General features: G+C 65.5%; 19 protein-coding genes. 5 read left to right on the top strand and 14 right to left on the bottom strand.

Features of this window, described 5'->3' with window-relative positions; genetic code table 11:
- Window positions 1–33: 33 nt before the first annotated feature.
- The 3 genes from V8U06_RS00685 to V8U06_RS00675 are packed head-to-tail and all read right to left on the bottom strand — an operon-like array spanning window position 34 to window position 5,770.
- Window positions 34–879 carry an isocitrate lyase/PEP mutase family protein gene (locus tag V8U06_RS00685; protein WP_427139071.1) on the bottom strand — a complete coding sequence of 282 codons (846 nt, stop codon included), beginning with the start codon at window positions 877–879 and terminating at the stop codon, window positions 34–36.
- Complete coding sequence (locus V8U06_RS00680; protein ID WP_427139070.1) at window positions 876–3,323, bottom strand: GcvT family protein; 2,448 nt, start codon at window positions 3,321–3,323, stop codon at window positions 876–878. Before V8U06_RS00680 ends, V8U06_RS00685 begins: the two co-directional genes overlap by 4 nt.
- Window positions 3,320–5,770, bottom strand: a complete 2,451-nt coding sequence (locus V8U06_RS00675; protein WP_427139069.1) for a GcvT family protein — start codon at window positions 5,768–5,770, stop codon at window positions 3,320–3,322. Before V8U06_RS00675 ends, V8U06_RS00680 begins: the two co-directional genes overlap by 4 nt.
- A 129-nt stretch (window positions 5,771–5,899) precedes the next feature.
- Between V8U06_RS00675 and V8U06_RS00670 the strand changes: the two genes are divergently transcribed.
- Entirely contained in the window at window positions 5,900–6,748 is an 849-nt protein-coding gene (locus V8U06_RS00670) for a LysR family transcriptional regulator (protein ID WP_427139068.1), read from the top strand.
- 65 nt (window positions 6,749–6,813) lie between these two features.
- The gene (locus V8U06_RS00665; RefSeq protein WP_226918413.1) at window positions 6,814–7,068 is read left to right on the top strand and encodes a hypothetical protein; all 255 of its coding nucleotides are present in this window, start codon (window positions 6,814–6,816) and stop codon (window positions 7,066–7,068) included.
- A gap of 11 nt (window positions 7,069–7,079) precedes the next feature.
- Here V8U06_RS00665 and V8U06_RS00660 read toward each other — a convergent pair whose 3' ends face one another.
- Window positions 7,080–7,856: an SDR family oxidoreductase gene (locus V8U06_RS00660; RefSeq protein WP_427139067.1), complete on the bottom strand. Its 777-nt coding sequence runs from the start codon at window positions 7,854–7,856 to the stop codon at window positions 7,080–7,082.
- A gap of 137 nt (window positions 7,857–7,993) precedes the next feature.
- Between V8U06_RS00660 and V8U06_RS00655 the strand changes: the two genes are divergently transcribed.
- Complete coding sequence (locus V8U06_RS00655; protein WP_427139066.1) at window positions 7,994–8,221, top strand: hypothetical protein; 228 nt, start codon at window positions 7,994–7,996, stop codon at window positions 8,219–8,221.
- A 153-nt stretch (window positions 8,222–8,374) separates the two neighbouring features.
- On the opposite strand, the gene V8U06_RS00650 is transcribed toward V8U06_RS00655, so the two are convergent.
- From V8U06_RS00650 to V8U06_RS00640, 3 genes are all read right to left on the bottom strand, one after another.
- Window positions 8,375–9,718, bottom strand: coding sequence for a sensor histidine kinase (locus V8U06_RS00650; RefSeq protein WP_427139065.1), 1,344 nt, complete (start codon window positions 9,716–9,718; stop codon window positions 8,375–8,377).
- Window positions 9,715–10,371: a response regulator transcription factor gene (locus V8U06_RS00645; protein WP_226918409.1), complete on the bottom strand. Its 657-nt coding sequence runs from the start codon at window positions 10,369–10,371 to the stop codon at window positions 9,715–9,717. Before V8U06_RS00645 ends, V8U06_RS00650 begins: the two co-directional genes overlap by 4 nt.
- A gap of 92 nt (window positions 10,372–10,463) precedes the next feature.
- Entirely contained in the window at window positions 10,464–12,101 is a 1,638-nt protein-coding gene (locus V8U06_RS00640) for a phosphoethanolamine transferase (RefSeq protein ID WP_427139064.1), read from the bottom strand.
- 176 nt (window positions 12,102–12,277) lie between these two features.
- On the opposite strand from V8U06_RS00640, the gene V8U06_RS00635 reads away from it, so the two are divergent.
- The gene (locus V8U06_RS00635; protein WP_226918407.1) at window positions 12,278–12,421 is read left to right on the top strand and encodes a hypothetical protein; all 144 of its coding nucleotides are present in this window, start codon (window positions 12,278–12,280) and stop codon (window positions 12,419–12,421) included.
- Window positions 12,422–12,491: 70 nt separating this feature from the next.
- A complete protein-coding gene (locus V8U06_RS00630) occupies window positions 12,492–13,151 on the top strand; it encodes a glutathione S-transferase family protein (RefSeq protein ID WP_427139063.1) in 660 nt (219 codons plus the stop codon).
- A gap of 97 nt (window positions 13,152–13,248) precedes the next feature.
- Here the strand turns inward: V8U06_RS00630 and V8U06_RS00625 are convergent, their stop codons facing one another.
- The 7 genes from V8U06_RS00625 to V8U06_RS00595 form a co-directional block, all read right to left on the bottom strand.
- Window positions 13,249–13,611 carry a hypothetical protein gene (locus V8U06_RS00625; RefSeq protein ID WP_427139062.1) on the bottom strand — a complete coding sequence of 121 codons (363 nt, stop codon included), beginning with the start codon at window positions 13,609–13,611 and terminating at the stop codon, window positions 13,249–13,251.
- 153 nt (window positions 13,612–13,764) lie between these two features.
- Entirely contained in the window at window positions 13,765–14,250 is a 486-nt protein-coding gene (locus V8U06_RS00620) for a GlcG/HbpS family heme-binding protein (protein ID WP_427139061.1), read from the bottom strand.
- 107 nt (window positions 14,251–14,357) lie between these two features.
- Window positions 14,358–14,954: a response regulator transcription factor gene (locus V8U06_RS00615; RefSeq protein WP_226918403.1), complete on the bottom strand. Its 597-nt coding sequence runs from the start codon at window positions 14,952–14,954 to the stop codon at window positions 14,358–14,360.
- Window positions 14,951–16,579, bottom strand: coding sequence for a sensor histidine kinase (locus tag V8U06_RS00610; protein ID WP_427139060.1), 1,629 nt, complete (start codon window positions 16,577–16,579; stop codon window positions 14,951–14,953). Before V8U06_RS00610 ends, V8U06_RS00615 begins: the two co-directional genes overlap by 4 nt.
- Before the next feature lie 33 nt (window positions 16,580–16,612).
- The gene (locus tag V8U06_RS00605; RefSeq protein ID WP_427139059.1) at window positions 16,613–18,058 is read right to left on the bottom strand and encodes an amidohydrolase family protein; all 1,446 of its coding nucleotides are present in this window, start codon (window positions 18,056–18,058) and stop codon (window positions 16,613–16,615) included.
- A complete protein-coding gene (locus V8U06_RS00600) occupies window positions 18,051–19,145 on the bottom strand; it encodes an amino acid ABC transporter permease (RefSeq protein ID WP_427139058.1) in 1,095 nt (364 codons plus the stop codon). The genes V8U06_RS00605 and V8U06_RS00600 overlap by 8 nt, the downstream gene beginning before the upstream one ends.
- Window position 19,146: 1 nt before the next feature.
- Complete coding sequence (locus tag V8U06_RS00595) at window positions 19,147–20,295, bottom strand: amino acid ABC transporter permease (RefSeq protein WP_427139057.1); 1,149 nt, start codon at window positions 20,293–20,295, stop codon at window positions 19,147–19,149.
- Between the last annotated feature and the right edge of the window lie 6 nt (window positions 20,296–20,301).

Below are 20,301 nucleotides of genomic sequence, written 5' to 3'. Positions count from 1 at the left end.
TTCGCTCTGCCTGTCCGGGTGGGGGTTGATGTCTCAACCCGAGCCGATATCCCCGGTTCCGGCGGCGAGCATCTGATTGATCCGGTCCCCCGATGCGGCGGCGGACAATTTTGCAAAACTGCCATCCCTGACGATGGCCTCCATCTGCTCGGCAATGGCCGCGTGGGTGACGCGGGCGATCATCGAGCCGAGGGAAATGCGGCGCACGCCGATGGCGGCGAGCTGCGGCACGGTGAGCTGGCGCAACGGCCCGGCGGCAAGCGCATTGACCGGTTTTGCGATCGATTGCACCACGCGGCGCAACTCCGCCTCGCCCGGCGGCACCGGGACATAGAGCAGGTCCGCGCCCGCCTTCTCGAAGGCCTGGATGCGGCGGATGGCCTCGTCGAGATCGTAGACACCGTTCATCACGCCGTCGGCGCGGGCGCACAGCACGAAGGGCCGGCCGAGCGAGCGGGCAGCGTCCGCGGCGGCGCGAATGCGGTCCACGGCGAGATCGAAACCATAGGCCGGGTTGCCCTCGACCATGCGCGTATCCTCGATGGAGCAGCCGGAAAGGCCCGCTTCGGCGGCAAGGCGGATCGTCTCGGCCACATCGTCCGGCGCATCGGCAAAACCGTTCTCGAAATCGCCGGAGACGGGAAGCGGCGTGGCGCGCACCAGGTCTTCCGCATGCTTCAGCGCTTCCTCGCGCGTCACGCGGCCCATGTCGGGCCGGCCGAGCGTGAAGGCGAAACCGGCGGAGGTGGTGGCGAGCGCCACCGCGCCGGACGCCGCCATCATGCGGGCGGAGCCCATGTCCCACGGGTTCGGGATGACGAAGCAGCCCGACTGATGGAGGTCATGGAAGCGCTGGTGGCGTTCGGCGAGGCTGGTCATGCCCGTACCCTCTCGGCTTTCGGATCGTACATCGGCGCAAGCGAGGCTTCCGCCGCCACGCGCACGCCGGCAATCTCGACCTCGTAGCGCGAGGCCAGCACATCCGCCTCGCTCTCGCCCGCGCAGGGCACGTAGCCCATGCCGATGGCGCCGCCGAGAGTGTGGCCGTAATTGCCGGAGGTGATGGTCGAGACGATCCTGCCATCACGCACCAGCGCCTCGTTGTGAAAGAGGAGCGGCACGGCATCGGTGAGCCTGAACTGCACCATGCGGCGCTTCAGACCTTCCTCCTCCTTGCGCAGCACGGCGTCACGACCGATGAAATCGCCCTTCTTCGTGCGCACCGCAAAGCCAAGGCCGGCTTCCAGAACGTGATCCTCGTCGGTGATGTCGTGGCCGAAATGGCGGAAAGCCTTTTCGATGCGGCAGCTGTCGAGCGTGTGAAGGCCACAGAGTTTCAGGCCGACATCGGCCCCCGCCGCCTCCAGCGTCTCGAAGACATGGGCGGTCTGGTCGGTGGAGACATAGAGCTCCCAGCCGAGTTCGCCGACATAGGTGACACGGTGGGCGCGGGCAAGGCCCATGCCGATCTCGATCTCGCGCGCCGTCGCGAAGGGATGATGGGCGTTCGAGAAGTCGTTGGGGCTGACCTTCTGCATGAGGTCGCGCGCCTTCGGTCCCATGACGCAGAGCACGCTTTCGGCCGCCGTCACATCGGTGATGACGACGAACTCGTCCTTCAGGTGCTTGCGCAGCCAGGCAAGATCGCGCTGAAGCGTCGCGCCGGGCACGACGAGGAAGAAGGCGGTTTCGGAGAGGCGCGTCACCGTCAGGTCGCTCTCGATGCCGCCGCGCGCATTGAGCATCTGCGTATAGACGATCCTGCCGGGGGCGACGTCCATCTGATTGGCGCAGAGCCTTTGCAGGAAGGCGAGCGCATCGCGGCCTTCCACACGGATCTTGCCGAAGGAGGTCATGTCGAAGAGGCCGACGCCGTTGCGCACGGCAAGGTGCTCTTCCTTCTGGTTCTCGAACCAGTTCTGCCGCTTCCAGGAATAGCGGTATTCCCGCTCCTGGCCGTCCTTGGCGAACCAGTTGGCGCGTTCCCAGCCGGCGACCTCGCCGAATACGGCGCCGCGGGCCTTCAGGTGCTCATGCAGCGGCGAGCGGCGCACGCCGCGCGCCGTCGCCATCTGGCGATAGGGAAAATGGTCGGCATAGAGCAGGCCGAGCGTTTCGGAGACGCGGTCCTTCAGATAGGCGCGGTTGCGCTGGAACGGCTGGGCGCGGCGGATATCCACTTCCCACAGATCGAAAGGCGGCTCGCCGTCGTTCATCCACTGGGCGAGCGCCATGCCGGCGCCGCCGGAGGAGACGATGCCGATGGAATTGTAGCCGGCGGCGACCCAGTAGCCCTTCAGTTGCGGGGCTTCGCCGAGATAGTAGCGGTCGTCGGGCGTGAAGCTTTCCGGGCCGTTGAAGAAGGTGTGGATGCCGGCGGTTTCCAGCATCGGCATGCGGTTGATGGCGTTTTCGAGAATCGGCTGGAAGTGGTCGAAGTCCTCCGGCAGCTGGTCGAAACAGAAGTCCTCGCTGATGCCGTCCATGCCCCAGGGCTTGGCCTTCAGCTCGAAGGCGCCGATCAGCATCTTGCCGGCATCCTCCTTGTAATAGGTGCATTCGTCCGGCACGCGCAGCACCGGGAGGCGCTGGAGGTTCGGGATCGGCTCGGTGACGATGTAGAAATGCTCGCAGGCATGCAGCGGCAGCGTGACGCCCGACATGTCGGCGAGCGTGCGCCCCCACATGCCGGCGGCGTTGACGACATTTTCCGTCTCGATGGTGAAGGTCTCGCCGTTCTGCTCGCAGGTAACGCCCGTCACGCGGCCGTCCTTCGTCAGAACCGACGTCACCTTGACGCCCTCGATCACCGTCGCGCCGTTCTGCCGCGCGCCCTTGGCAAGCGCCATGGCGATGTTGGCCGGGTCGCACTGGCCGTCGAGCGGCAGGTGCACGGCGGCCTTCACGTCGGCCGTGTTGAGATGCGGATAGAGACCCTTCACCTCGTCGACGGTGATCTCGCGCACATCGATATCGAAGGCGCGGGCCAGCGAGGCCTGGCGATAGATTTCCTCCTTGCGCTCCTCGGTCAGCGCCACGGTCATCGAGCCGCACTGGCGCATGCCCGTGCCGATGCCGGTTTCGGCTTCGAGCTTGACATAGAGGTCGGCGGAATATTTCGCGAGCCGCGTCATGTTCTGCGAGGCGCGGAGCTGGCCGATAAGGCCGGCGGCGTGCCAGGTCGTGCCGCAGGTGAGCTGCTTGCGTTCGAGCAGAACCACATCCGTCCAGCCGAGCTTCGCGAGATGATAGGCGACCGAGCAGCCGGACACGCCGCCGCCGATGATGACGGCTCTCGCCTTGGAGGGAATGGGCTTGCTCATGCGCGCAGTCTTTCATTGTTGGGGTCGAAGAGCGGGCCGTCCGGCTGGACGGTCGCCTTGAAGCGGTCGCCGTAGATTTCCACCTCGATCTCGCTGCCGGGCACGGCGAGGTCGGCGCGCAGCATGCCGAGCGCAATGGATTTGCCGGTGCGGTAGCCCCAGTTGCCGGAGGTGGTTTCACCCACCACCTTGCCGCCGTGCCAGAGCGTCGACATGTAGGGCGCATCGCATTCGCCGGCATCGACCGTCAGCAGCACGAAACGCTTGCTCACGCCCTGTTGCTTCTCGCGCTCCAGCGCCGCCTTGCCCTTGAAATCGGGCTTCGCCCAGTCGACGAAGCGGTCGAGCCCACCCTGCAGGATGGTGTAGTCGGTCGAAAGATCGCCCTTCCAGGCGCGATAGCCCTTCTCGATGCGCAGGCTGTCGAGCGCTTCCATGCCGAACGGTTTCAGGCCATGCGCCTGGCCCGCCGCCCAGACGGCGTCGAAGATGACCGCCGTGTCCTCAACCTTGGTGTGGATTTCCCAGCCGAGTTCGCCGGCGAAGGACACGCGCACCAGCTGGCACCAGCGGCCGGCGATCTCCACCGGCTGATGGGTGAGCCAGGGCATGGTGAGATCGGCCTTGCAGACCTCGGAAAGGATGGCGCGCGACCTGGGGCCGGAAAGGATCTGGCAGGAGAAGTTTTCCGTCACATCGTCGAGCGTGAAGGCCGGGTTCTTCGGCAGATGTTTCTGGAGCCACTCGAAATCGTGCGCCTGCGCGGTCGCGGCGGTGATGAGGAAGAAGAAGTCCTCCGCCAGCATCATGACGGACATTTCCGTGACGATGCGGCCCTTGTCGTCGGAGAAATAGGCAAGGCCGATGCGGCCGGGCTTCGGCACCTTGCCGGTGATGAGCGTGGAGAGCCAGGCCGTCGCGCCCTCCCCCTTGACGCGGAAGCGCGAAAAGCCCGGAAGGTCGAGGATGCCGGCGGCCTCGGCGACGGCGCGGCACTCTTCCTCGATGCGCGGGCGCCATGGTCCCTCGCGGTTCCAGGTCTGCGTCGACGCCTCGGAAAGGTCGTCGCCGGGCTGCGCGTACCAGTTGGCGCGTTCCCAGCCGTTATAGGGTTTGAACTGGCCGCCGAGCGCCTTGATGCGGTCGTGGATCGGCGACAGTTTCCGGTCGCGTCCCGCCGGCCAGGCGTGCTTGGGGAAATGCATGGCATATTCGTGGCCGTAGATTTCCATGCCCTTGGCGACGCAATAGTCCTTGTCGGCGGCAAAGGCCGTATAGCGGCGCGGATCGCAGGACCACATGTCCCATTCCGTCTCGCCCTCCGTCACCCATTCCGCCAGCACCTTGCCGGCCCCGCCCGCCTGGCAGATGCCGAAGGTGAAGACGCAGGCCTCGAAGGCATTCGGCACGCCCGGCATCGGGCCGATCAGCGGATTGCCGTCAGGCGCATAGGGAATGGGCCCGTTGATCATGCGCGAAAGGCCCGCCGTGCCGAGGATCGGCACGCGCTCGACGGCGTCGTTGAGATACCATTCGAGCCGGTCGAGATCGTCGGGGAAGAGCTGGAAGGAGAAATCGTCCGGCATCGGATCGTCGGGCGTCACCCAGTGCGCCTTGCAGTTCCGCTCGTAGGGGCCGAGGTTCATGCCCGTCTTTTCCTGCCGGAGATAGTAGGACGAATCGACGTCGCGCAGCAGCGGCAGCTTGTGGCCGGCCTCCCGCGACCAGGCGGCCAGTTCCGGGATTTCCTCGAACAGCATGTATTGATGGCTCATCACCATCATCGGCACGTCGCGGCCGAACCATTTGCCGACCTCGCGGGCATAGTAGCCGGCGGCGTTGACGACCTTCTCGCAGCGGATCTCGCCCTGCGGCGTGGAGATCACCCAATCCTCGCCCTCGCGGCGCGCACCGGTCGCCGGGCAGAAGCGGAAGATCTTTGCGCCCATGTCGCGCGCGCCCTTGGCGAGCGCCTGAGTCAACTGGGCGGGGTCGATGTCACCGTCATAGGGGTCGTAGAGCGCGCCGGTGAGATCGTGCGTCTCGAGGAAGGGATATTTGCCGCGCATCTCGTCGGGCGAGAGGATATCGAGGTCCATGCCCTGATAGCGGCCCATGCCGACGACGCGCTTGAACTCCTGCAGGCGCTCCTTGGAGTGGCCGAGACGGATCGAGCCCGTCACATGGTAGTTCATGGGATAGTCGACCAGCGCGCCAAGCTCGCGGTAGAGCGAGGCCGAATAGCGCTGCATGTTCATGATCGACCAGGACGACGAGAAGGTCGGCACATTGCCTGCGGCATGCCAGGTGGAGCCGGCCGTCAGCTCGTTCTTTTCCAGGAGCACGCAGTCCGTCCATCCGGCCTTCGCCAGATGATAGAGCGCCGACGCGCCCACGGCGCCTCCGCCGATAATGACGACCCGGGCATGGCTTGGCAGTGCGGACATTCTCGATCCCCTTCTTTGACGGGGATTTGTGGCAACCAAAGCGCCGGGCGGCAAGCGGATGGAAGCCGCTTTATTAATCGACAATATCGATTAGACTGACGTCAAACATAGGGAAATTGCGGCGCATTCATGCAAATCATCCTGATTGAGACATTCCTGGACCTGATGGAAACCCGCAATTTCAACCGCACGGCGGAGCGGCTCAACATCACGCAATCGACGGTCACCCATCGCATCAATGCGCTGGAGGCGCTGTTCGCGCGAAAGCTCTTCGCCCGCAACAAGGGCGGCACCCAGCCGACGGCGGCGGGCCTGCGCTTCCTCGACCATGCAAAAGCCCTGCAGCATCAATGGCATGAGGCGGCACGCGCGGTGGAGACGGCCGGCGCCTACGAGCGTTCCATGCGCATCGGCCTGCAGCACGATCTTGCCGCCCATTATGCCGGCGAATGGCTGGCGGCGGTGCGCCGGGAACTGCCGGCCACCTCCATCTATCTGGAGGTCGATTATTCCAGCCAGATGAACCGCGACCTCGGGGCCGGCGACCTCGACCTCGCCATCCTCTTCACGCCCCACTACCTGCCGGACCTGCATTACGAGCGCATCGGCGACGTGCATTACGAGATGGTGAGCAACAAGGTGGCGCGCATCGAGGACGTCAAGCCGGACGACTATATCCAGGCCGTCTATTCGCCCGCCTTCGACCGGCTGCACCGGCAGGCCCATCCGGATCTTTCGACCGCGCCCATCGCCAGCGGCGAGACGACCGCCATCCTCGCGCTGATGCAGAAGCTCGGCGGCTCTGCCTTCGTGACGGCAGCGGATGCGAAGCGGCTGCTCCGGACCGGCGCGGCGAGCCGGGTGGCGGGGGCCGAGCCCATCGCCCAGCCCGTCTATGCCGCCGTCAACGTGCGCACCCGGCATGCGCACCAGCATCGGCGCATCATCGCCGCGCTTCAGGCCCTGCTGGCCGCATGAAGCATTGAAACCGGCGGAGGCGATGCCTATTAACGGCGAACCCGATTCCGACGAAGGAGCATGCCATGGCCGCCCGCGACCGCTATTCGCGCAAACTCGAATGCGCCATGTGCGGCAATTCCGGCTATGCGGAGGTCTCCGAAGACGACATGCCGACCCGCAAGAACCCGGATTTCACCGTGGACGCACTGCCGCATGGCTTCATCACCGAACGCGCATCGAAGTATCCGGACAAACACATGATCCGCTGCCGCTGCGGCCACGTGTTCAAGTTCCAGCAGAAATCGGTCTATGCGCAGGGCGGCGAGCCGCGCCGGTAAGGTTTCCGCCCCTACCCCCGCCCGACGAACGGCATGTTGGTCGCCATGACCGTCATGGTCAGCACATTGGCGTCGAGCGGCAGGCTGGCCATGTAGATCACGGCATCGGCCACGTGCTTGACCGACATGGTCGGCTCTGAGGCGATCTCGCCGTTCGGCTGGAGGATGCCGGCGCTCATCCGTGCGGTCATGTCCGTCGCGGCATTGCCGATATCGATCTGGCCGCAGGCGATGTCGTATTTGCGGCCGTCGAGCGCCGTCGACTTGGTGAGGCCGGTGATGGCGTGCTTGGTCGCGGTATAGGGCGCCGAATTCGGCCTCGGCGTGGTCGCGGAAATCGAGCCGTTGTTGATGATGCGTCCGCCGCGCGGGACCTGGTCCTTCATGATCTTGAAGGCGTGCTGCGTGCAGAGGAAGGCGCCCGTGAGATTGGCGGCAAGAATGCTCGACCATTCCTCGAAGGGAATGTCCTCCAGAAGCGCCGGCGATACGTTGGAGCCGGCATTGTTGACCAGCACGTCGAGGCGGCCGAATTCCTGCTTCACTTCGGCAAAGACCGCCGCCACCTGCAAGGGATCGCCGACGTCGCAGGCCATGCCGCGCACCGGATGCCCGGTTTCGGCGGAAATCTCCGCCGCCGCCTTCTCCAGCACCGCGGGGCGCCGCCCGGTAATGACGACCGTATAGCCTTCTCCGCTGAGGCCGCGCGCGACGGCAAGCCCGATGCCCGTGCCGCCGCCCGTGACCAATGCGATCCTGCCGTCGCCCGTCCTGCCCCAGTCCGCCATGTCAGCCCCTCCCCGGAATCGTTGCGCACAGGTGCAAAGACCTATCGCGCCACAACGGGAAAGTCATCCACGAGGCAGGCCGCCGTCGCACGGAACCCAGGCGACGGCGCTGTCAGGATGCAGCGTCAGGAGTGCAGATGAAGTCGCTCGCGGCGTTCACGCATCGCCGCAACTTCCTGTTCGACATGGATTTTCCGGGCATCGTCCATTGCAGCGGCAATGGTGTCGGTGATGACGCGAAGACTGTCGTCCGACACGAGGGGCGATGCCCCACGGCACTCCGCGGCATGAAGCTTGCAAAGAGCGCTAGCCAAAAGCCGCGCATAGTCTTCCGGTTTACGACCCATATTCCCCACCTTTTCTGATTATGACCACAGAAAACCACACAATGCGGCATAAAGCCACACCTTTCTCACATGCAAAGGGAAAAATATGGGGAAGCATTCCTGTCCTTTCTGAACCGGAAATGCTGGAAAACGAGGCTGTTCGGAAATGGAGCAGGTGTGAGGCGGCTTGTGTCAGCCTGCGGCGGGAAACACGATTTCTGCCCGGAAACCGTCAACACGGCCGGGAATGGGCGAGGTCAGGACGAGGCTCGCCCGCATCTGCGCCAGCAGGCGCTCGGCGATGGACAGACCGAGGCCGGAGCCGGGCGCGACCGTCTTGCCGCGGGAAAAGCGTTTGCGCACCGCCGCCAGCTCCGCCTCGGAAAGCGGCGCGGCACCGTTCTCGATGCGCACATTGCCCTCGGCGGTCAGGAAAATATCCACCGGCTCATCCGCCCGCCCATGCAGCAGGGCATTCTCGATGAGATTGCGCAGGACGATGGCGAAGGCATCCGCCGTCCCTTCCCGCAGCATCGGGGCGGAAAGCGCGCTGCGGCTGCGGATCCGTCCGGCATCCTCGGAAGCGCGCTGGAAGTCCGTGACCACGACGCCGACCACGTCTGCGACATCGAATGTGGTTTCGGTCATGCCGATGCCCGCTTCGGCGCGGGCGAGCTGGAGCAGCTTTTCCGTGAGTTTGGCGAGCTTTTGCAAAGACGCCTCGATCTGCCGGGCGCGCGCCCTGGACGGCGCCTCCTTCAGCTCGGACAGGAGAAGCTGGGTCTGCGCCAGCGCGCCGGCAATCGGCGTGCGCAGCTCATGCGCACTGTTGGAGGTGAACTCCCGCTCGGCGGCGAACGCCGCGCGCAGGCGCGACAACAGCAGATTGACCGAGCGCAGGATCGGCTTCAGCTCCTGCGGCAGGCCGGCCGATTCGATGGCGGCGAGATTGCCGCCGTCCTTCTCGCCGATGGCCGCACGCAGGGTTTCGACCGGCGAAAGCACCCGGCGCACGACGAACCAGACGGCGGCGATGGTGACGGGAACGATGAGCAGCACCGGCAGCAGCAGCGCAAGCGCGCCCTCCATCATGGCCTCCTGCCGCTCCGAAGCGGAATCCTTCACCTGCACGAAGATCGTGCCGTCAGGGGTGCCGGCGGTGTAGATGCGGCCCGTCTCGGCCTGCCAGAAGCCGACTTCGAGCGGCGCGCCGAAGGGCTCGACGGCGGCGGTCTGCGAATGGAGCAGCACGCGGCCGGTTGCGTCGCGCACCTGATAGGTCAGGTATTCTTCTTCCGCAGGCCCGCGCAACGCCTCGATGCGGCGCGGCGCGATGAGGTCGTCGGGCCGCAGCAGGCCGTCGGAAACCAGCGGCACGAGCCGCTCGGCCGTCTCCTGCAGGGCACTGTCGAAAATCTCGCCGAACTCGTCCTGCATGACCAGCGCGCCGAAGCCGACCGCCACCAGCCAGAGCAGCGTGATGGTCACGGTGATCCACAGCATCAACTGGCCGGCAAGGCTTTTGAACCCCTTCATCGTCCCAGCCTGTAACCGATGCCGCGCAGGGTCTCCACGCAGTCCTTGCCCAGTTTCTTGCGCAGGCGGCTGACATAGACCTCCACCGTGTTGCTCTCGATCTCCGAACCGAAGGCATAGAGCGCTTCCTCGATCTGCCCCTTGGAAACGACGGCGTCCGGCCGGGCGGCAAGCCGCGCCAGGACCGCCCATTCGCGGCTGGAGAGATCGACAGGCCGGCCCTCGCGAAGCACCCGCCGGTCGGCAAGCTGGATGGTCAGCGGCCCGGCCTCCAGCAGCGGCAGCGCCGCGCCGGCATAACGCCGGGCGACGGCCAGCATGCGGGCGCCGAGTTCGCCGAGGTTGAACGGCTTGACGAGGTAGTCGTCCGCCCCGCTGTTCAGGCCTTCGATGCGATCGGAAATCTGGTCATGCGCCGTCAGGATGATGATGGGCGTCGCCATGCCCGCCCGGCGCAGGCTCGTCAGCAGCGCAATCCCGCTGCCATCGGGCAGGCGCAGGTCGAGAAGGATCAGGTCGTAGTCGACGGTTCCGGTGGCGTTGCGGCCGTCCTCCAGCGTCTGCATCCAGTCCACGGCATGGCCGAGCCCGGCGACATAGTCGCGCACCGCCTCGCCCAGAACCGCGTCGTCCTCGATCAGCAGAACTCTCAAAGACTGGCTTCCCCGCATCCCGGCGGCCTCGTGGCCACCTTCCGAATCCGGAGAATATAAGACGCCCGCCCCCGTTGTCACCGCCCTGGCATTCAGGAGGTCGCCCCGAGCCGGCAGTTGGACACGAGGTCCAGCGCCGGGTCGCGCACCGTCGTCTCCACCCGCATCATGCCGAGCACGCTGTGGAAAAGGTTGTCGTGCGACTGCGGCTTCTTCGTTTCCTCATCGAGGCAGGCCGTGGAATAGGCGGCCTTCTCGTCCTTGCCGAGCCAGAGCACGAAGGGCACATGGGTCTGCACGCTCGGGGCGATCATATAGGGCGCACCATGCAGGTAGAGCCCGAGTTCGCCGAGCGATTCGCCGTGGTCGGACATGTAGAGCATGGAGACGTCGAGACGGTCTTCCTGCTTCTGCAGCCGGTCGATCACCCCGGCAAGGATATGATCGGTGTAAAGGATGGTATTGTCATAGGCGTTGAGGATCTCCTCCTTCGTGCAGTTGGAGAACTCGGTGCTGCGGCAATCGGGCGTGAAGCGGCGGAATTCTTCCGGATAGCGCTGGAAATAGGCCGGGCCGTGGCTGCCGATCTGGTGCAGCACCAGCACGGTATCCGTCTTCACCGAGCCGATCCAGGCATCGAGATTGTCGAGCATCACCTGGTCGCGGCACTCGCCGCCCGAGCAGTCGCGCGGATTTCCACCCTCGATCAGCGAGCGTTCCTTGACACGCTTGGCGATCGACTTGCTGCCGGTATTGTTGTCCCACCATTCGGCCTTCACGCCGGCATGGGTGAGCACGTCGAGCAGGTTCTCCGTCTCCAGCCCCTTGCGATGCGTGTAGTCGGCGCGCGTATAGACCGAGAACATGCAGGGCAACGAGACGGCCGTCGCGGTGCCGCAGCTCGTCGTGTCGGGGAAATAGCGGATGTCCTTCTTCGCCAGTTCCGGATTGGTGTCACGGCCGTAACCGCCGAGGGAGAAATTGTCGGCCCGCGCCGTCTCCCCGGCAACGACGATCATCAGGCGCGGCTTGCGTTCGGTCAGCGGCACGTCGGCGACGCGGGCATCCTCGCCGAGCGGGGCGGCGACGGCATTGAGATCGCCGGACTGACCGGCGGCAAAATAGGCGGCGGTGACAAGCGGCACGAACGGGTTCAACACCTCGAACCAGTCGTGATGCGCGCGCACGGCCGCGACATAGATGCGGCCATGGGAAAGACCGGCGACAAGCGCGAGCACGAGCGCCGGGACGATGACCGCGAGATTGCCCCGCACCTTGGCGAAGAACGTGCGATGGCGAACCTTCACCCAGACGAGCAGCAGCGAGGGCAGCACGCCATAGGCCAGCATGTGCAGCACGAAGCCCGGCGTAAGGAGGTGACCGGCCTCGGCGCTGTTCGTTTCGGCCACGTTGCGGATCATCTCGATATCGATGATCACGCCGAACCGGTCCATGAACCAGGCGCCCGCCGCCGCCGACAGGATGAGCAGGATGAAGAACGGCTTCATCACATATTTCACCGAAACGGCGACGCAGAGCGCGATGTAGAGGCAGGCGATGCCGATGGCGATGGAGGCGAACGTCGTCGGCCGCCCCTCCAGATAGAGCCAGCCCTTCGACCAGAAGCTCCAGTTGGTGAGGGTCAGAAGGTAGAGCGCCGTCAGGATGCTGACGGTGACGCTGCCGAGTTCGGGCCGCCAGAAGGCTTTGCGGCCGGCTCCTTCGCGCATGGGATGTCCTTTCATGCCATTCCGGCGATCCATCGCATGAGACCGCCATTCTGCGCCTTCCCTGCCGGACCAAGCTGACAGCCGCCTGAACGAGACTGACTGAACGAAGCGGCGGGCGCGTTCAGGCAAGAGTCAGCTTGGCGGCGCATGAAGAGCCGTGAATGACGAGGTGATGCGTGAAAACAAGACTTCTCAACCCGGGCGCGCTGTTCGTGACCGCCCTGGTGTTTCTGGTTCTGGCAATCCCCCTCGCGCGCAGCCAGTTCTCCCGGGCGCATAACGAGGACCTGCAGCGGGCCTTCCTGGGTCTGACGGAGTGAGCAAGGGAAAATCCGATTGCATTTTGCAATCAGATTTGCGACAACAATCCGCGAAGACGCGGAGGTTGCCATGAAGCCGGTACTCTATGCCCACCCTTTTTCGAGCTACTGCCAGAAGGCGCTGACGGCGCTTTACGAGAACGGCACGGATTTCGAGTACCGCCTGCTCGATCATGCCGATCCCGAAACGCTTGCCGATTTCGAGGCGCGCTGGCCGATCAAGCGCTTTCCCATTCTCGTCGACGGCGACAGCACCATCGTCGAAGCCAGCATCGTCATCGAATATCTCGGCCTACACTATCCGGGGCCGGTGAAGCTCATTCCCGACGATCCGGCGGCGGCCCTCCAAGTGCGCATGCTCGACCGTTTCTTCGACAATTACATCTCGACGCCGCAGCAGAAGATCGTCTTCAACGCCATCCGGTCGGAGGCCGATCGCGACCCCTATGGCGTCAATGATGCACGGCAGATGCTGGAGCGCGCCTATGCCTGGCTCGACCGGCATATGGACGGCAAGGAATGGGCGACGGGCGATGCCTTCACGCTGGCCGATTGCGGCGCCGGCCCGTTCCTCTTCTATGCGGACTGGACGCATGCCATCGATCCGGCCTTCGGGAATGTGCATGCCTATCGAAAGCGCCTGCTCGCCCGCCCGTCCTTCGCCCGCGCCGTCGACGAGGGCCGGCCTTTCCGCAAATTCTTCCCGCTCGGCGCGCCCGACCGCGACTAGAGTTTGTCAGGGAAAAGTGGGAACCGGTTTTCCCGAAAAGACAAACGAAAACAAAAGAATTCGGAGCATGTCTGGTTCAATCAGAACCTGACATGCTCTAGCCTTTGGGGCAATGCCGGCGCTCCGCCGGCTTCGTCTTCCGCGCAATGCCGGTGACGACCAGCGTGGAGTTCTCCTTCGCCTGCCGTGCAATATGGCCGCGCAACACGAGGCGGCCGAAATAGAGGGCATCCGTGTCGCGGATGCGCTGCTGGTCGGCCTGCGAAAGCCCACTGATATCCGGGGACGCCCCCTTCCATTCCTTGCCGGTCGCTAGATCGCGCACCGTGGTGGAGGGACATGGCGCCTTCAGGCAGCGCAGACCGTTGTCGCAGGCGACATAGGCGGCATCCTTGGCCGAAAGGAGCGACGGTCCGGCAAGAAGCAGGCAGGCGGCGAGAGCGGGAATCGTTGGGCGCATGAACATTCTCCTGATGCGTCCGCCCAGTCTATGCGTTTGCCCGCAATGGAAAAACCCCGGCATCCGACGATGCCGAGGCCATGGTTTCGCAAAGCGCCTCCGTCATCGTCGAACCCTGGATGGGCCGGGATGACGGCAGCGGCTGACGAAGGCTTACTTCAGCTTGGCGCTGACGGCGTCGATGCCGGCGCGGGCGCATTCGTCGTCGATGTCGCCGCTCGGTGCGCCGCCCACGCCGATAGCGCCGATGGTTTCTTCACCGGCCTTGACCGGAACGCCGCCGGCGAGAACCAGCAGGCCTTCGATGGAAACGAGCTGGGCGGCAGCCGGGTTCTTGCCGACATTTTCAGCGATCTTCTGGGTCGGCGTGCGGAAGGAGGCCGCCGTGAACGCCTTGCGGACGGCGCTGTCGAGGGTATGCGGGCCGGCGCGGTCGGCGCGCAGGACGACGCGGGTGACGCCGGCACGGTCGACGACGGCAACCGTTACATTGAACTTCTTGGCAGCGCAGGCCTTCACGGCAGCGTCGGCGGCTTCGACGGCGATGTCGAGCGGCATGTTGCGCTCGGTCAGGACTTCGGCATGGGCGGCGCCGGCAAGGGTGAGAGCGGCAAAGGCAGTGGCAACGAACGTCTTCATGGTGATCTCCATCTGGGGCCGCTCCATCTCGTTTGCGGCGACGCCCTCTTTTCGGAGATTTCCACGTTTTCCGGTATCGGTGGACGGACGGAGCGGCGTCCGTAAGGCTACGGAGCCTGTCCGATGAGGGCGAAGCGCGCGAACTCCGCGACCGAGGTCGTGCCGAGTTTCTGGGCTATATTCGCCCGATGCGTATCCACCGTGCGCGGCGACAGTTGCAGGCTGTCGGCGATCTCCTTCGTCGACCAGCCGCGTCCCACCATATCCAGCACCTCGCGCTCGCGGTCGGTGAGCTGCGCCACCAGCTTTGCCGCCTCGGCCCTTTCCGCATGCGCGTCGAGCGCGCCGGAGGCCTGCTGCAGGGCCTCGATCAGCACCTGCTCGTCGATGGGCTTGGTGAGGAAATCGACGACGCCCGCCTTGAAGGCCCGCCGGCAGGCATGCACGTCGCCATGGCCGGTACAGATGATGGTCGGCCAGTCGCAGCCGATGGCGGCAAGCCTTTCATGCAGTTGCAGGCCGGTAATGGCGGGCATGCGCAGGTCGAGCAGCAGGACACCCGGCTTCAGTTTCGGCGCACGCGCCAGGAAGGCGGTGGGGTCGCCGAAGGTCTCGATGCGAATGCCATAGGTGCCGAGCAGCAGCGAAAGCGCGCTGCGCACCCCCTCGTCGTCATCGACCAGATAGACCGGCGCCATCGTCATTCCGCTGCTTCCTCTCGTGTGTGCATGTCGCGCGCCGCCGGCAGGCGCACGGTGAAGACCGCCCCGCCGTCCGCCCGGTTCTCCGCGGCAATGCTGCCGTCAAAACGCTCGACGATGCTTTCGCACAGGCTGAGCCCGAGGCCCATGCCGTCAGGCTTGCTGGAGAAGAACGGCTCGAACAGGCGCGGCAGGATTTCCGGCGGAATGCCTGTGCCATTGTCGGAGACGGTGATCTCGTAGCTCGACCCTGCCGGCGTCAGCGCGACCAGAACCCGGCCGTCCGCCCTGCCCGCCTGCTCCACCGCATCGGCCGCATTGCGGATGAGATTGTGAATGACCTGTTCGATCTCGACCGGATCGATCCGCGCCAGGGCGGGGGCTTCGGGAACGTCGATATCGAGCGCGATGCCGCGCCGGTCGAGATCGATGCGCGAGAGGGCGACGATATCGGCAACGTGGCGGCCGAGGTCGTGAATTCCGGCCTCCAGCGCGCTCTTGCCGACATAGGCGCGCAGGCGCACGAGGATATCGGCGGCGCGCTTGGCCTGCAGCACATTGGCGGCGAGCACCGTATCGATGGGCGTGTCCGTCAGGCCGTTCGCCGCCGCAATGCGCCGGCCCGCCTGGCTCTGGCTCAGCAGCGCTGTCAGCGGCTGGGTCAGCTCATGGGCGATGCCGGAGGCCATTTCGCCCATGCTGTTGATGCGCAGCGCATGGGCGAGCTTCGTTTCGTGCTGGCGCAAGGCCTCGCGCCGCGAGGCCGCCTCCGCCGCCTCGCGCGCCACCGCCGCCTCCTGCCGGTGTTTCAGGAGAGAGCGGACCAGAACGAGGCCGGCGAGCGAGATGGCGGCGAAAAGCAGAAAGGGCAGCGGCGGCAGAAGCTGCGCCGGGGTGACATGGCGTTGCAGGGAGAGCCGCAAGGGCTGCGTACTGCTGACGATGGGCGCATCGAAGCTCACCGTACGGGCGAGAAACCCTTCGACAACGGGCTGCTTCGCCCCGGTTTCCAGCAGCGGGCCTTCGGCGGTGGACAGCCGCAGCGTCGCCCAGTTCGGCAGTTCTTCCCCCTCGACCAGCTTGGCGCCGTCGATATCGAGGCTGACCGCCATCGTATCGTTCATGCGCTTCATCACCCGGTAATGTCCGGGCTTGGCGTCCGGACCATAGGCGGCCTTGCCGGGGGTGAGCATTTCCACCGCCCGTGAAACCTGTTCTGGATCGGCCGTCGAGCCGTCGTCGGACCTTGCGGAACTCACCACGCCGGCCGCCGCCCCCGCCGGCACATGAATGAGGTCGATGGCGACGATGCGCGGGTAGAAGCGCAGGATCGACTTGGCGACGAGGTCGAAGTCCTCCGACGGCTGTGCCTGCGCGAGACCGAGGGCGCTGAGGCCGGTGAGATGCGCATCGTGCTGGGCGACGCGCTGGGAGATCGCCCGCTGCAAGGCGCGGCCGCTTTCCGACACCTCCTGCTCGAAGGCCTGCCGGTGGCTCGTTGCCGAATAGATGCCGAAGGCCGCGAGCATCAGCAGCCAGCCGCCGGCAAGCGCGGCCGAGGAACGGAGAAATGTCAGGCGTCGATGCATGCGCGGTACGGCCGTGTCGGGGATCGGGAGCGGCATCATACGGCTTCCCTCACGCCTTGGCGATCCGCAGCATCACGGATGCGGCAGCACCGGCAACGAGAGCGGGGCGAGCGCGGCGGCGGAGCGGCCGCGCGGATCGTTCGCCTGGAAATGGCGCACCGCGAAGTCCTGCACCGCCTGCAATTCCGCAAGCGCCCCGTCATAGTCGACCCGTGTCGGCCGGTCGTTTTCCATGACGCAGGCCCCATCGACATAGACAGCGGCGACCGCGCGCTCGGCGGCGCAATGCAGGAGGTTGCGCAACGGGTCATAGACCGGCTGCATGCCGGGATGCTTCAGGTCGATCAGCGAAAAGTCCGCCTTCGCGCCCTTGGCGATGCGGCCGATATCGCTACGGCCGAGAGCCTTCGCCCCCGTCAGCGTCGCCACGTCGAGCATATCGGCGGTCGAGACGTCGAAGACCGTGCCGGCGGCGATACGGGCATTGATCAGCGCCGTGCGCATCTCCTCCAGCATGTTGAAGGGGTAGCTGTCCGTGCCGAGCGCCACGTTGACGCCGCTCCGGCGATAGCGGCCGACCGATTGCAGGATCATGCCGCTGCGCGCGAAGGTGACGGGGCAATGGGCAACGCTCGTGCCGCTTGCCGCAAGGCGGCCGAGATCGTCCGCCGTGCGCTGGCGCGTCCAGCTGTGGCTGTCGATGAAGATGCAATGGCCGAGAATGAGATCCGGGCCGAGAACGCCCAGTTTTTCGAGATACTGCACGGCGGTGAGGCCGTGACGGCGCAGCAGTTCCTCATGCTCGGCCATGGTCTGGGCGGCATGGATGGTGATCGGCACCTTGCGGCTGCGCGCCGCCTCGGCCGCTTCCTGCAAGAGTTCGGGCGAGCATGTCTCGACCTGCGCCGGGGCGACGATGCCACCGAGCCGGCCGGAGGGATGCGCCCGCGCGGCGTCGACGGTTTCGAGCGCCCGCGCGAAGGCCTCGCGACCACGGACGGAATTCCAGCGGAAATCGAGGCGGTGGCTGTCTTCCACATGCCACTGCGCCTCGCGGAAGCCGGGCGCGACATAGGCGCGCGCGCCGCTTTCCGCCAGCGTCGGCAACCAGCAGTCATGCGGGCCGGCAATGTCGACGAAGGTGGTGACGCCGCTGCGCAGCAGATCGCCCAGCATGACGGTGAGCGCGGCCTTCACCGCATCGTCGCCGATCTCGATGAGTGTGGAAAATTCGTACATCGCCTGGCCCCAGAGGGCGGCGGTGCCCTGGTCCTCGAAGAAGCTCTTCGAGATCGGCTCTTCGCCGGAATGACAATGCACGTTGACAAGGCCCGGCAGGACCATGCGGTCGCGGCCGGAAATCTCCGCCGCGAACGGCCCCTCGTAGCGACCGCCGACATGGAGGAAACCGGTCTCGTCGAAGGCGACGTCGGCCTCCTCCAGATAGGCGTGGCCGCCCGTTGCGCCATCATAGGCGACGACGGTGCGGGCGTTGCGGATGACGGTGACGTTACGCATAGGTCGTCCTGAAGTGCTTTTCGAGGAAGCGGCTGTAGGCGCCCATCAGGGCGCTGAAGGTGAAGTAGACGGCGGCAGCAACGAGATAGCCCTCGAGCACGGCGATGCCCTGCCATTCCGGGTCGCGGATCGCCGAGCGCACCGTATCGAGGAAATCGACAAGGCCGACGATGGTGACGAGCGTCGTATCCTGGAAGAAGCCGATGAACAGGCCGACCATCGGCGGAATGACCTTCTTCAGCGCCTGCGGCAGCACGATCTTGCGCATGACCTGCCAGTAGTGCAGGCCGAGCGACTTGCCCGCCTCGTATTGCCCGGCCGGCACGTCCTGCAGGCCGCCGCGCACGATCTCGGCGATATAGGCGGAGGCGAAAAGGATGATCGCCACCTGCGCGCGCAGCAGTTTGTCGATGGTCGTGCCCTCGGGCATGAAGAGCGGCAGCATGACCGTCGCCATGAACAGGATGCTGATCAGCGGCACGCCGCGCACGATCTCGATGAAGCCGATGGCCAGCACGCGGATCGCCGGCAGGTTGGAGGCCCGGGCGAGCGCCAGCACGATGCCGAGCGGCAGGGCAAGCGTCAGGCCGACGAAGGAGAGCGTGAAGGAGAGCGGCAGGCCGCCCCAGTTCGTCGTCGGCACCGATGACAGGCCGAAGACACCGCCGGCCATGAGAATGTAGAGCCCCGGCAGGATGACGACGATCCAGGCGATCAGCAGTCCGCGGCTCCAGAAGCGCGGCATCATGGAGAAGAGGCAGGCGCCGAAGAAGAGCAGCAGGGCGAGCATCGGCCGCCATTGCTCCTCGTAGGGGTAGAAGCCGAACAGCATGTAGCGCAGCTTCTGCCCGACGAAGGGCCAGCAGGCGCCGCTTGCCGCCTTGCACACCGCGCCGTCGCCGGAAAACACCGCATCGACCACCAGCCAGCCGAAGGCGAGCTTGACGACGAACAGGATGACGGCAATCGACAGGAGGCTGACCAGCGTGTTGCCGGGCGTGCCGAAATAGGCGGAAAACTTACCCATGCGTGCGGCACCGGGCGCGGGCTGCGGCGGCGCGAGGACGAGGGCCTGGACGTCGGTCATATCAGCGCTCCTTCAGCGCGACATGCGCATTGTACCAGTTCATCAGCAGCGAGATGGCGATCGACAGCGTGAGATAGACGCCCATGAAGATCGCGATGGTCTCCATGGCCTGCCCGGTCTGGTTCATCACGATGTTGGAGACGGTGACAAGGTCGGGGTAGCCGATGGCGATTGCCAGCGAACTGTTCTTGAAGACGGTGAGATAGGTGTTGGTGAGCGGCGGGATGATGATGCGCAGCGCCTGCGGCAGCACGACGAGCCGCATGGTCTTGCCGCGAGAAAGCCCGAGTGCGGACGATGCCTCCCACTGTCCCTTGTTGACGGCCTGGATGCCGGCGCGCACGATTTCCGCGACATTGGCCGAAACGCTGAGCGCGAGGCCAAAGAGCAGCGCGACGAATTCCGGCCGCACGTGCAGCCCGCCCGTCAGGCGGAACTTGCCAGCGGTCGCGAAATCCCAGCTGATCGAAACGCCGCCGGCAAGCCAGAGCAGCAGCGCGGGAGCGACCAGCGCGGCAAGCGCAAGGAGGCCGCCATGGTTCGACCGGCCGGTGGCGACGCGCTTCTTCGTCGCCACGCTGCGGATGACGAGGGCCGCCGCCGCACCGGCGACGAGAGCGACGAGCAGCGCAAGGCCGCCGCGTTCGACGAGCGCTGCCGGCACGACGAGACCGCTGTTGGAAAGATAGACGCCCGGCAGAAGATGCAGCGCCTGCTTGACCGGCGGCAGGATGAGAATGATCAGCGAATACCAGAGGAAGAGATAGAGCAGCAGCGGCACGTTCCGCAGAAGCTCGACATAGACGAGCGCAAGGCGCGCCAGCAGCGGATTGTGCGACATGCGCGCGATGCCGACCGCAAGGCCGAGCACGGTGCCGAAGAAGGCGGCCAGCAGCGAGACCTTCACCGTATTGGCGATGCCGACGAGGATGGCCCGGCCGACCGTATCGGTGGGCTCGAAGGCGATGGCCGCCTCGGTGATGACGAAGCCGGCCGGCCGCGTCAGGAAGTCGAAGCCGGTCGCGATGTTCTGCTTGGCGAGGTTGCCGCTTGCCGTGGAAACCAGGGTCCAGCCGACGAGGGCGACGAAACCGATCGCCACGACCTGATAGAAATAGGCGCGAAAGCGCATGTCATGCAGGAAAGCCATGAAACC

It is taken from the genome of Shinella sp. G-2 (assembly GCF_050172695.1).
GTDB lineage: Bacteria > Pseudomonadota > Alphaproteobacteria > Rhizobiales > Rhizobiaceae > Shinella.
This window is presented reverse-complemented; position numbering and strand designations above follow the sequence as displayed.

Excerpts from the sequence above, each read along its gene's own strand:
- V8U06_RS00630 (WP_427139063.1), top strand. The coding sequence starts at position 12,492 with ATGAAGCCGGTACTCTATGCCCACCCTTTTTCGAGCTACTGCCAGAAG.
- V8U06_RS00595 (WP_427139057.1), bottom strand. The coding sequence starts at position 20,295 with ATGGCTTTCCTGCATGACATGCGCTTTCGCGCCTATTTCTATCAGGTC.
- V8U06_RS00670 (WP_427139068.1), top strand. The coding sequence starts at position 5,900 with ATGCAAATCATCCTGATTGAGACATTCCTGGACCTGATGGAAACCCGC.
- V8U06_RS00600 (WP_427139058.1), bottom strand. The coding sequence starts at position 19,145 with ATGACCGACGTCCAGGCCCTCGTCCTCGCGCCGCCGCAGCCCGCGCCC.
- V8U06_RS00665 (WP_226918413.1), top strand. The coding sequence starts at position 6,814 with ATGGCCGCCCGCGACCGCTATTCGCGCAAACTCGAATGCGCCATGTGC.
- V8U06_RS00650 (WP_427139065.1), bottom strand. The coding sequence starts at position 9,718 with ATGAAGGGGTTCAAAAGCCTTGCCGGCCAGTTGATGCTGTGGATCACC.
- V8U06_RS00640 (WP_427139064.1), bottom strand. The coding sequence starts at position 12,101 with ATGCGCGAAGGAGCCGGCCGCAAAGCCTTCTGGCGGCCCGAACTCGGC.
- V8U06_RS00625 (WP_427139062.1), bottom strand. The coding sequence starts at position 13,611 with ATGCGCCCAACGATTCCCGCTCTCGCCGCCTGCCTGCTTCTTGCCGGA.
- V8U06_RS00610 (WP_427139060.1), bottom strand. The coding sequence starts at position 16,579 with ATGATGCCGCTCCCGATCCCCGACACGGCCGTACCGCGCATGCATCGA.
- V8U06_RS00605 (WP_427139059.1), bottom strand. The coding sequence starts at position 18,058 with ATGCGTAACGTCACCGTCATCCGCAACGCCCGCACCGTCGTCGCCTAT.
- V8U06_RS00655 (WP_427139066.1), top strand. The coding sequence starts at position 7,994 with ATGAAGTCGCTCGCGGCGTTCACGCATCGCCGCAACTTCCTGTTCGAC.
- V8U06_RS00615 (WP_226918403.1), bottom strand. The coding sequence starts at position 14,954 with ATGACGATGGCGCCGGTCTATCTGGTCGATGACGACGAGGGGGTGCGC.
- V8U06_RS00685 (WP_427139071.1), bottom strand. The coding sequence starts at position 879 with ATGACCAGCCTCGCCGAACGCCACCAGCGCTTCCATGACCTCCATCAG.
- V8U06_RS00620 (WP_427139061.1), bottom strand. The coding sequence starts at position 14,250 with ATGAAGACGTTCGTTGCCACTGCCTTTGCCGCTCTCACCCTTGCCGGC.
- V8U06_RS00660 (WP_427139067.1), bottom strand. The coding sequence starts at position 7,856 with ATGGCGGACTGGGGCAGGACGGGCGACGGCAGGATCGCATTGGTCACG.
- V8U06_RS00675 (WP_427139069.1), bottom strand. The coding sequence starts at position 5,770 with ATGTCCGCACTGCCAAGCCATGCCCGGGTCGTCATTATCGGCGGAGGC.
- V8U06_RS00680 (WP_427139070.1), bottom strand. The coding sequence starts at position 3,323 with ATGAGCAAGCCCATTCCCTCCAAGGCGAGAGCCGTCATCATCGGCGGC.